The following is a 10,709-nucleotide window of genomic DNA, read 5'->3' as shown; positions in this document are numbered from 1 at the left end:
AACCGGTTCTGCGGCTGCTGCCGGTGCAGCAGACCCGTTTGGCGTAATCGTATAGCGAATGCTTTTCAGTCCAAACACCGTGCGGACAGCGCTGCGCGAAATCGTAACGCTCTTTCCGTCCGTATCCGTCACCGTCACTTCATTGACGTTGTCGGTCGCGGTACGTTTGGTCACTGCAACATTTGCTACCGTTCCAATCTGGTAGCCGACATCCGTCAATTTCTTCCGGATTTCTTCTGCCGTCAGCGTAACGCTCCACTCGTCCACTTTTTCCTCGTATGGATCCACTTTTCCCTTCAGGTAAGCGTAGTCGCCTCCCCATACATTCGCGGCATCTTCTGTCGCACCGCCATCTGACGAGAAGAAATAACCGATGACCGGTTCGCCGTTATACATCAGGTATTCTCCCGCAGTGGCCTCAACCGCAGCATCGGAAGCCGCAGTTGCCTTGTTGGTACCAAGGTATACCTGGCAATTGGTTGTATTACACAGGTCATATCCTTCTGATGTATGTTTATGTGTGCCCAGCGCAAAAGAGCGGGCGCATACGGCCTGGGCTTTGAGCGCCTCGGCAGGCCAGTTTGGATCAACCTCATAAGGCAGCACGCCCTTCACATAGTCCTCCAGCCCAACATAGTTTATAACAGTCAGTTTGTTGCCTGCCGTGATACGGTAAACAAAACTGCCGTACCATTTATATCCTCGGAACCAGGTCTGCTCGCTGTTCGGCTGCACAGCCAAATCAGCCCCCTGCTCCGCAGTATACAGCACTTTCCCCGTAACCGTATCCAGTGCCTGTATCGCCCCTTCAGAAACGCGCATCGTAAGCTGTGTACACTGCGTGGATTGTTCCGAACGGAAGGTTGTCCCATCCATTGTACCAAACGCATAACCGGAGGAAAAACCGCTGACATTCTCCAGCTTGGGGTCGGGCAGCGTTCCCTGGGAAAGCAGACCGACGCGAAGCGTAATATCGGAAGCGTCCTTTGCAGCCGCTGCCGGCGTAAAGCACAGCCCTGCCATGGTAAGGATGCAAAGCAGCATGGATAGAATTCGTTTCTTCATTGAGTCATCCTCCTGTTAATTTTCCAGCCTTCTATTGACAAATAACGGACCATATTCTAAAATAAGAAAGACAAGTGCATTGTTATATGAAGATAGAGGCGCGGTTTTCATCAGTATCGGCTGGGAGGGTCCGTAAACCCGATTAAACAGCCGAGAAAGGGTCTTCCGCCGAAGCCGGTTCTTGTTACGGCAAGTCTGCGCTGGATGTTGCGGATAATATCCCTGCGTCTGTCATCAGCCTGAAACGCCGATGGAGAGCTATCCTTTAATGAGAAGAGCTGGAATTGTCCGCTCGTTCTATTATAGTATAGGTCATACCGGTTTTTCAACCGGTATTTTTCTTTGCAGGGGAAAGTTTTCAAATCGTTAGTAAATCTTTGGGGAGGAATCCATACAAATGAAACAGTATAAAGTAGGCATTGTCGGGGCGACTGGCATGGTTGGTCAGCGGTTTTCCCTGCTCTTGGAAAACCATCCGTGGTTTGAAGTTGTGGCGCTTGCCGCTTCGGCGCGCAACAAGGGAAAAACCTATGCCGAAGCCTGCGAGGGCCGCTGGAAGATGGCTGTTCCCATGCCGGAAAAATATAAATCCATGGTGATGTATGATGCAACTGCTGACGCAGAGCACATCGCGTCCATGGTTGACTTCATCTTCTGTGCGGTTGATATGAAAAAGGATGAAATTCGTGCGCTTGAGGAGCGGTACGCAAAGCTGGAGTGTCCGGTATGCTCCAACAATTCCGCACACCGCATGACGCCCGATGTGCCGATGATTATTCCGGAAATCAATGCAGAACATGCAAAAATCATCCCCATGCAGCGCAAACGTCTGGGAACCAAGCGCGGTTTTATCGCCGTAAAATCCAACTGTTCGATTCAGAGCTACGTTCCCGCACTTTCCGCTCTGCTGGATTTTGAGCCGACCGAAGTTGCCGTGTGTACTTATCAGGCGATTTCCGGCGCCGGCAAGACCTTTGAAAGCTGGCCAGAGATGGTGGACAACGTTATTCCCTATATCGGCGGTGAAGAGGAAAAGAGCGAAAAAGAACCGATGAAGGTCTGGGGACATATTGAGGGCGACCACATTGAGCCGGCTGTCTCCCCCGTTATCACCGCACAATGCCTGCGCGTTGCGGCGTCTGACGGACATATGGCAGCAGCGTTTGTCAAATTCAAAAACAAACCCTCCAAAGAAGTTATGATTGAGCGTTGGCGCAGCTTTAAGGGACGCGCGCAGGAACTGAATCTGCCTTCTGCACCCGAACACTTCCTTACTTACTTTGAGGAAGATAATCGTCCGCAGACCCGCCTGGACCGTGACCTGGAAGGCGGCATGGGCGTTTCTATCGGCCGTCTGCGCGAAGGCGCCCTGTATGATTACAAATTTGTCAGTCTGTCGCATAATACTCTGCGCGGCGCGGCCGGCGGTGCGGTGCTGATGGCCGAACTGCTGTGCGCCGAAGGGTATATGGACCGTTAAGGAGGTCTTTTATCATGAAAAATCCCGTATTTACCGGTGCTGGCGTCGCTATCATTACCCCGTTCAAATCATCCGGCGAGGTCAATTATGAGGAATTCGGCCGCATTATTGACCATCAGATTGCGCACGGCACAGATGCCATTATCGTTTGCGGCACCACTGGCGAAGCTTCCGCTTTGCACGATCTGGAGCATCGCGCTGCAGTGAGCTGGTGCTGCGAGTATGTCAACCATCGGGTGCCTGTCATCGCCGGCGTAGGCTCCAACGATACCGCCTATGCAATTGAGCTGACACGTTTTGCGCAGGAATGCGGCGCTGACGGCGGCCTTTCCGTTACCCCCTATTACAACAAAACCACCCAGCGTGGTTTGATTGCCCACTATACCGCCATTGCAGATTCGTGCGATCTGCCGATCATTCTGTATAATGTGCCCAGCCGTACAGGCGTTTGCTTTACCGCAGATACCCTCTACGAGCTGTCCAAGCATCCAAATATCAACGGTTTGAAAGCCGCATCCGGCAACTTTACGTTGCTGGCAGAAACCATGTCGAAATGCGGCGACAATCTGAATGTTTGGTCTGGCAACGATGATCAGATCGTTCCCCTGATGGCTCTGGGCGGAAAGGGTGTAATCTCTGTTCTCTCCAACGTTGCACCGCAGCAGACCCATGACCTGACTCAGCTCTGCCTTGAAAACCGTTTCCCCGAAGCAGCAAAACTGCAGCTGCGTTATCACAATTTGATTGATGCACTGTTCTGTGAAGTAAATCCCATCCCCGTCAAAAAGGCCATGGAATTGCTCGGCTGGCAAGCTGGCCCGCTGCGCCTGCCGCTTGTTGAGCCCAGCGAGGAACATACCGCATATATCAAGAGAGAGCTGGAGGCTGCCGGCTGCAAAATCTGACCGGTGCAAAGGAGTTTAAAAAAGATGTTAAAAATTGCACTTTCCGGCTGCAACGGCCGAATGGGACGTGTCATCGCTGATATTGTCCATAGCCGTGATGGGATGGAAATTGTGGCTGGATTTGATATCAATACAGTTAAATTTGCAGACTTCCCTGTGTTTGCCGATCCCATGGAATTTCAGGGTGTGTGCGACGTTATTATAGACTTTTCCAATGCTTCCAGCACCGAGCAGCTCCTTGCCTATTGTGAAAAGCATGCCACCCCCATTGTGATTTGCACAACCGGACATTCCGAGGAACAGCTCGCAAGAATCCGCAACGCTTCCGCAAAGCTGCCGATTTTCCGCTCCGGCAATATGTCCCTGGGAATTAACCTGATGTGCGACTTGCTGCGCCGGTCCGCTTCTGTTCTGGGTGACCGGTATGATGTTGAAATCATTGAGAAGCACCACAATCAAAAATTGGATGCGCCGTCCGGTACAGCTCTAATGCTGGCAGACGCGGTTGCAGACGCGCTTCCGTACGAAGCGGAATATACTTATGACCGGCACGAACGGCGCGAAAAACGCCGCGCGCATGAAATCGGCATTTCCGCTATCCGCGGCGGCACAATCGTCGGTGAGCATACGGTGATGTTTTGCGGACGAGACGAAATCATCGAAATCAAGCATACTGCTCTTTCACGCGAGGTATTTGCCGTCGGCGCGGTGGACGCAGCCGCTTTTATGGCTGGCCGCACACAGCCCGGCATCTACGATATGAGTGATGTGATCGCTTCTGCAAAGTAATCTAAAAAACAGAAAATCCTCTGAGAGTCTATCTCGGAGGATTTTCTGTTTGTGAGAGAAAATATGAGGGGTTATGTGGCAAAATTGTGTTAATAACGGTATTTTGCCGCTTTCGGTACCGTGCCCGCGTTTTAATAATGGACACGTTACGAGTCAAACTATAAACTTCTAACTACAGAATGTCAAGAGAATATTCTAAAAAACCAGAGGCATATTCCCCGTTTTGTGAAAAGTGTATATTTATGCGCGTGTATTTCTGTTGATTTCTCATAAAACCGTTCCCGCAATAATAAATTTCACACATGCAAGAAACCCGTTTGTGTATTTTGCAAAAAAATTTGTAGTTTTATTGGGCATTTTCCCGAAATTAAATTTTATTATTGGCGGGTACTTGACAATATAGCCAGATGTGATATAGTGACTTTAATAAAGCACAAGATCGCTTCTGCTGCTGTCGCTGGTGGTGACTTTCCAAGCAGCTTTTCTTTTTGCCAATGCACGGCACCGTTCCCGCGAGCGGCCTTATGCTTATTTTGTTGTCTTAAATCTTTAGGAGGGATATTATCATGAAAGAATTTAAAATGTATGCCGATATCGTTTACCATGATTCGTTTAAAGAATTCATGGAAGGCGAAAACATCGGCGCAGAAGACTTTATTCTGACCAACGAATTCCTTTACAACGAGTATGTCAAGCCTCTGAACCCGAACTGCGGCTCCCTGTTTATTGAGGCATATGGCAAGGGCGAGCCCACCACCGAGATGGTCGATGAAATTAAGAAGGTTATTCCGGAAGGCGTTAAGCGTTTGATTGCCATCGGCGGCGGTTCTGTTATTGATATTGCCAAGATGTGCTCTCTGCACGTTTCTTCCAACAAGACGGAAGATCTGTTCGATCTGAGCCCCGACGCTGAAAAGCCGACCCGTATTTATGAGGTTTACGCAGTGCCGACCACCTGCGGCACCGGTTCGGAAGTTACCAACGCCTGCGCAGTTGAACTTTCCAGCCTGCACACCAAGCGCGGTCTGAACAGCCCGCTGATGTTCCCTGCCAAGTCGGTTCTGATTCCTGAGCTGATCTCCGGCCTGCCCTATAAGTTCTTTGCCACTTCCTCTATCGACGCGCTCATTCACGCTACCGAATCTTATCTTTCTCCCAAGGCCAGCCCTGTTTCCGAGCTGTTCTCCAAGGAAGCGATTCGCCTGATTTTTGAAGGCTATCAGTACATCGTGAAAAACGGTCTGGACAAATGGACCGATCGTGCGCAGGAGTTCATCAATGCGTCCAACTTCGCCGGTCTGGCTTTCTGCTCCGCCGGCTGCGCCGCTGTTCACGCGCTGAGCTATCCGCTTGGCGGCGGCTACCACATCCCGCACGGTGAGGCGAACCAGCTTGTCTTTGCCGCTACCTTCCGTAAGTATAAGGAAAAGCAGCCCGTAGGCAAGATCAACGAGCTGGAAAAGCTGTGGGGCGATTTGCTGGGCGTTCCCGCTGACGAAGCGCTTGAAGCGGCATTCAAGCTGTTTGACGAGGTACAGCCCCGCAAGCCTCTGAAGGAGTTCGGCATCTCTGATTCTGAGTTCCAGGGCTTTGCAGAGGGCGTCATGGCCGGACAGACCCGCCTGCTGAACAACAACTATGTACCGCTCACCGTTGAAGAAATGGTTGAGATTTACAACTCGGTTTATTAATTTTAAGAAAGCGAAGTGAGAACACAATGAAAAAAAGTCTCAAAGAAATGAACATCTTCGCCGCTCAAATCCGCAAGGCTGCACTGCGTGCCATGAATGCGTTCCATGGCGGCCATGTCGGCGGTTCGATGTCCATGTCCGACCTGATGGCGGCGCTGTACGGCGAGTGCATGAAGGTTGATCCGAAAAATCCCCAGTGGGAAGAGCGTGACTGGCTGGTCGTTTCCAAGGGGCACTGCGGCCCTGCCGTATACGGCACGCTGGCGCTGATGGGATATTTCCCCGAAGACGAGCTGGATACCCTGAATAAGGAAGGCACCCGCCTCCCCTCTCACTGCGACCGCAACCGTACACCCGGCATTGATATGACTACCGGTTCTCTCGGTCAGGGCGTATCCACCGCTGTCGGCGTGGCTTGGGGTATGAAGTACAAGAAGATGCCCAATACCGTTTATACCATTCTGGGCGACGGTGAGTGCGACGAAGGCCAGGTTTGGGAAGCCGCACTGTTTGCTGCAACAAAGAAGCTGGGCAACCTGATTGGTTTTGTTGATTACAACAAAAAACAGCTGGACGGCTATACCAAGGACATCTGCGATCTGGGCGACCTTCGCCAGAAATTCGAGGATTTCGGCTGGCACTCCGTCGAGGTAGACGGCCATGACATTCCCGCCATTGTTGAAGCGATTGAGAATGCCAAGAAGGTAACTGACAAGCCCTCTATGATTGTTCTGAACACCATCAAGGGCAAGGACTGCTGCTTTGCCGATGCCTTCTATAACCATTTTGTCCGCTTCCCCGAAAGCGACTATGAAGCCGCTATCAAGGAACTGGATGCCAAGATCGCAAAGCTGGAAAGTGAGGGTTAAGCGAATGTACAAAGTAGTTAAGGAAATTGTCCCTGAGTCTGTCGAAATGAGAAAGACTTTTGCGGACGTTATGGATGAAATGGCTGCAAAGGACGACGCTGTCTGCTATTTTGACTGCGACGTTATCAACTCTATCGGCATGGTTGGCTTCGGCGAAAAGTATCCGGATCGCTGCGTAGACTGCGGCATTCAGGAAGCCAACATGATCGGCGTTGCCGCCGGTGCATCTGCCGTTGGTCTGAAGCCCTTTACGCACACCTTTGGTCCGTTCGCTGCACGCCGTGTTATTGACCAGATCTATATCTCGGCCGCCTATGCCAAGCTGAACGTTCGTATGATTGGTTCTGACGCCGGCGTTACCGCCTCTTATAACGGCGGTACGCATATGCCGATTGAGGATATGGGTCTGCTGCGTACCATTCCGGAAGTTACCCTGCTTGAGCCGGCCGACTCGGTTCAGCTGGCCGATCTGATGCGCCAGACCAAGGATATGTACGGCGTGTTCTATATCCGTATCACCCGCAAGGTAGCGGATAAGATTTTTGAAGATGGCTCCACCTTTGAAATCGGCAAGGCCTGCGAGCTGCGCGACGGTTCTGACGTCACGCTGATCACATCGGGCATCTGCACCACCGATACGCTGAAGGCTGCCGATATTCTGGCCAAGGAAGGCATTTCCTGCAAGGTGCTGAATATGTTCACCTGGAAGCCGATTGACGCGGAAGCGATCATCGCTGCTGCGAAGCAGACCGGCGCTATCGTTACGGTTGAGAACCACAACATTCTCAACGGTCTCGGCTCTGCGGTTTCTGAGGTTGTCGGTGAAAACTGCCCGGTTCCGGTTAAGCGCATCGGCGTTAAGGACCGTTTTGGCGAGGTCGGTTCGATTGATTACCTGAAGGGTATTTTCGGCATGACCGTAGAGGATATTGTTGCGGCGGTCAAGGAGACCATTGCGCGCAAGTAAGCCAGTATTGGCACAAAAAAGGACTCTCCAAAGAGAGTCCTTTTTTATTGTTTTTCTGCTTTATCCTTTTGGGGTTTTACATGGGCAAGCGGATTTTTTGCAGCAGCTTCGCGCAGGCTGCTGTCCTCAATATGGGTATAGATCATCGTTGTATTCACGCTGGTATGGCCCAGAATGTTTTGCAGTGTACGGATGTCAACCCCGTTTTGATACATCAGGGTCGCAGCCGTATGGCGCAGCTTATGCGCAGAATATTTCTGCGTATCCAGCCCCGCCTGTCCAATATATTTCTTCACCAGCCATTTCACCGTCTGCACATTGATACGATTTCGGTTGCGGCTGATAAAAAGCGCATTTTTATCCTGCTCATGCGGCGCAATGCGTTTGGGCAAATAGGCCGCAAGCGCAGCGGCGCAGGCTTCATTCAGATAAACCGTGCGCTCCTTATTTCCCTTTCCGAGCACACGCACGGTATCACCCTGAAAATCTGTTAAATTGAGTCCAACCAGTTCGGAAACACGCATACCGCAGTTGAGAAAGAATGTTAAAATACAATAATCCCGTTCTGCATAGGCCCCTTGTACCGCTTCAAGCAAGCGCATGCTGTCATCGGTGGACAGATAAACCGGAAGCGACTGCCGCACTGTCGGGGACTCCAGATTGCTGACCGGATTATTTTCCAGAACATGCTTCTTATCCGTAAGGTATCGAAAAAAAGAGCGGATCGCAGACACCTTGCGCGCACGGGAGGTACCGCTTAAACCATAATCGGTAGCGCCGCTGTTCTGCTGCGTCGGTCTCTCACCCGCCATATATTCCAAATAATCGTACACATCGGATAACGTGATGTCCCGCAAAAAAGGAACATCAATATCATCAATCGGAATACAGTCAACCGGAAGTTCCCGCGGCGCAAGGCCTTTGTTCCGTTTTATCACCCGAAAAAACAGGCGCAAATCCAGATAGTATTCGTGCGCCGTTTTGGCAGATTTTCCCTGAATGGTAGAAATATAGGTCAGAAAATCGCGCAGAACGCGCGGTGCATCCGCAGCATATTCTGACATGGGCTTGTCCATTTACTCGCCCTCCTTTTATATTTTATTATATCCTATCCATCTGTTTCCGTCAAATCTTGCATTCCATAAGGTTATGGCATATAATAAGTCCAATAAAACTGCCTGAAAGAAGGGGTAACATGAACCGTCTGCATATCATCCTGGGAGATATCACCACCATACAAACCGATGCTATCGTCAACGCTGCGAACACGACGCTTTTGGGCGGCGGTGGAGTGGACGGAGCAATTCATCGCGCGGCCGGTCCGGATTTGCTCAAAGAGTGCCGGACACTGCATGGCTGCCCAACAGGACAGGCCAAAGCCACAAAAGCCTACCGTCTTCCCTGCCGTTATGTGATTCATACCCCCGGCCCCATATGGCGCGGCGGCATGCAGAATGAGGATGCGCTGCTTGCATCCTGCTATCAAAACGCGCTACGGCTTGCCTGTGAGCTGAACTGCCAAACCGTCGCCTTCCCTTCCATCAGCACCGGCGTATATCATTTTCCTCTGGCGCGAGCCGCCCGCATTGCAATTGATACTATTTTGTGCAGTCTCCAAGCCCATCCGGAAATCCATTGCGTAACTATGGTCTGTTTTGATAAGCATACACAAGCCGCTTACGAGCAGGCGCTTGCGGAAAAGGAGCAGTTAAATGGCTAAAAATGCAAACCAAAAGCTGAAGCTTCTCTATCTTTACCAGATTCTTCTCAACAAAACAGACGAGGACCATCTGCTTAGCATGGATGAATTACTGGCATCCCTGTCCCATTATGGTATTGCCGCCGAACGAAAAAGTATTTATAGCGATATTGCTGCCCTGCAGGATTTCGGATTGGATGTCATACTCCAGAAAGGACCCCATGGCGGATATTTTGTCGCTTCCCGCAGCTTTGAATTGGCAGAACTTAAGCTCCTGGTGGACGCGATCCAGTGTTCGCGCTTTATCACGGAGAAAAAATCCAATGAACTCATCAAAAAAATCGAATCTCTTGCCAGCGAGCCGCAGGCCCGCGCATTGCAGCGGCAGGTTTATATATCTGACCGCGTTAAAACAATGAACGAAAGCATTTACTATAACATTGACAAATTGCACAGCGCAATTTCCGCAGGTGTGCAGATCACCTATCAGTATTTTGAGTGGGTGCTGGACTTTCACGCTGCCCAGCGTATTCAGAAGCGCTATCGAAAAGAGGGCAGTCTGTATCAGGTAAGCCCGTGGGCGCTGACCTGGGACGATGAAAACTATTATCTAATCGCATACGACAATGATTCCAGGCAGATCCGGCATTATCGTGTAGATAAAATGGAACACATTTCACTGACCGATCATCCACGCGAAGGCCGTGCGTTATTTCAGGACCGTTTTAATATTGCGTCTTACTCCCGCAAGGTGTTCGGCATGTTTTCCGGCGAAGAAAAGAACGTTCGTCTTTGCTGTGAAAACCGTTTTATCGGCGTCATATTGGATCGTTTTGGCACGGACCTCATCATAATGCCCGAGGATGAGACACATTTTTCCGTCAATGTACCCGTTGTGGTCAGTCCGCAGTTCTTTTCCTGGATATTCGGCCTTGGAGGAGCCGTCCGCATCACATCTCCGGATGAAGTCCGTGCTGCATTTCAGCATCAGTTGCAGGCCTTGCGCGAATAAGTCCTAATTATGGTACTCTTCTTTTGGTAAACTGTGTACAGTTCAAAAAAGGAGAGATCATCATGCGCTGCTCGATTGAATATGTAAATGGACACATAGAAGTATATGACGAAAACGGCACCTTTCTTTTTTCTGCCGATAACAAGCAGGAAGCTTTGGAAGAACTGCGCTGTGCTGCGTAATCAAGTATTTCTGGATATACCGTTTTCTCATCATATTGTATACACAAAAA

Annotated in this window: 10 protein-coding genes and 1 riboswitch; of the genes, 8 read left to right on the top strand and 2 right to left on the bottom strand. The window is 50.5% G+C overall.

What is annotated here, in order from left to right; genetic code table 11:
* Positions 1-1,065, bottom strand: a 1,065-nt coding sequence (locus ACOYIE_RS05860) for a SpoIID/LytB domain-containing protein (RefSeq protein ID WP_433411328.1), incomplete at its 3' end; no start/stop codon positions are given.
* Positions 1,066-1,150: 85 nt separating this feature from the next.
* Positions 1,151-1,334: riboswitch (Lysine riboswitch) on the top strand.
* Between the two features lie 128 nt (positions 1,335-1,462).
* Here ACOYIE_RS05860 and asd point away from each other — a divergent pair.
* From asd to ACOYIE_RS05830, 6 genes are all read left to right on the top strand, one after another.
* Entirely contained in the window at positions 1,463-2,545 is a 1,083-nt protein-coding gene (gene asd, locus ACOYIE_RS05855) for an aspartate-semialdehyde dehydrogenase (protein ID WP_433411326.1), read from the top strand.
* A 14-nt stretch (positions 2,546-2,559) separates the two neighbouring features.
* A complete protein-coding gene (gene dapA / locus ACOYIE_RS05850) occupies positions 2,560-3,450 on the top strand; it encodes a 4-hydroxy-tetrahydrodipicolinate synthase (protein WP_433411324.1) in 891 nt (296 codons plus the stop codon).
* Positions 3,451-3,474: 24 nt separating this feature from the next.
* Entirely contained in the window at positions 3,475-4,239 is a 765-nt protein-coding gene (dapB, locus tag ACOYIE_RS05845; protein WP_433411322.1) for a 4-hydroxy-tetrahydrodipicolinate reductase, read from the top strand.
* 566 nt (positions 4,240-4,805) lie between these two features.
* A complete protein-coding gene (locus ACOYIE_RS05840; protein ID WP_433411320.1) occupies positions 4,806-5,930 on the top strand; it encodes an iron-containing alcohol dehydrogenase in 1,125 nt (374 codons plus the stop codon).
* A 26-nt stretch (positions 5,931-5,956) separates the two neighbouring features.
* Positions 5,957-6,799, top strand: a complete 843-nt coding sequence (locus ACOYIE_RS05835) for a transketolase (protein WP_433411317.1) — start codon at positions 5,957-5,959, stop codon at positions 6,797-6,799.
* 4 nt (positions 6,800-6,803) lie between these two features.
* A complete protein-coding gene (locus ACOYIE_RS05830) occupies positions 6,804-7,766 on the top strand; it encodes a transketolase family protein (RefSeq protein ID WP_433411315.1) in 963 nt (320 codons plus the stop codon).
* Between the two features lie 44 nt (positions 7,767-7,810).
* Here the strand turns inward: ACOYIE_RS05830 and ACOYIE_RS05825 are convergent, their stop codons facing one another.
* A complete protein-coding gene (locus ACOYIE_RS05825; RefSeq protein WP_433411313.1) occupies positions 7,811-8,842 on the bottom strand; it encodes a tyrosine recombinase XerC in 1,032 nt (343 codons plus the stop codon).
* Positions 8,843-8,961: 119 nt separating this feature from the next.
* Between ACOYIE_RS05825 and ACOYIE_RS05820 the strand changes: the two genes are divergently transcribed.
* Both ACOYIE_RS05820 and ACOYIE_RS05815 read left to right on the top strand, forming a co-directional pair.
* Positions 8,962-9,486, top strand: a complete 525-nt coding sequence (locus ACOYIE_RS05820; protein ID WP_433411311.1) for an O-acetyl-ADP-ribose deacetylase — start codon at positions 8,962-8,964, stop codon at positions 9,484-9,486.
* Entirely contained in the window at positions 9,479-10,477 is a 999-nt protein-coding gene (locus ACOYIE_RS05815; protein ID WP_433411309.1) for a helix-turn-helix transcriptional regulator, read from the top strand. The genes ACOYIE_RS05820 and ACOYIE_RS05815 overlap by 8 nt, the downstream gene beginning before the upstream one ends.
* The last annotated feature ends 232 nt before the right edge of the window (positions 10,478-10,709 follow it).

The organism is Agathobaculum sp. (assembly GCF_050946325.1).
GTDB lineage: Bacteria > Bacillota > Clostridia > Oscillospirales > Butyricicoccaceae > Agathobaculum.
Note: the sequence above shows the minus strand (reverse complement) of the source record. Positions and strands in the feature narration are given on the sequence as shown.

What these genes read in the sequence shown, in the direction of transcription:
- asd (WP_433411326.1), top strand. Translation starts at nt 1,463, where the DNA reads ATGAAACAGTATAAAGTAGGCATTGTCGGGGCGACTGGCATGGTTGGT.
- dapA (WP_433411324.1), top strand. Translation starts at nt 2,560, where the DNA reads ATGAAAAATCCCGTATTTACCGGTGCTGGCGTCGCTATCATTACCCCG.
- dapB (WP_433411322.1), top strand. Translation starts at nt 3,475, where the DNA reads ATGTTAAAAATTGCACTTTCCGGCTGCAACGGCCGAATGGGACGTGTC.
- ACOYIE_RS05840 (WP_433411320.1), top strand. Translation starts at nt 4,806, where the DNA reads ATGAAAGAATTTAAAATGTATGCCGATATCGTTTACCATGATTCGTTT.
- ACOYIE_RS05835 (WP_433411317.1), top strand. Translation starts at nt 5,957, where the DNA reads ATGAAAAAAAGTCTCAAAGAAATGAACATCTTCGCCGCTCAAATCCGC.
- ACOYIE_RS05830 (WP_433411315.1), top strand. Translation starts at nt 6,804, where the DNA reads ATGTACAAAGTAGTTAAGGAAATTGTCCCTGAGTCTGTCGAAATGAGA.
- ACOYIE_RS05825 (WP_433411313.1), bottom strand. Translation starts at nt 8,842, where the DNA reads ATGGACAAGCCCATGTCAGAATATGCTGCGGATGCACCGCGCGTTCTG.
- ACOYIE_RS05820 (WP_433411311.1), top strand. Translation starts at nt 8,962, where the DNA reads ATGAACCGTCTGCATATCATCCTGGGAGATATCACCACCATACAAACC.
- ACOYIE_RS05815 (WP_433411309.1), top strand. Translation starts at nt 9,479, where the DNA reads ATGGCTAAAAATGCAAACCAAAAGCTGAAGCTTCTCTATCTTTACCAG.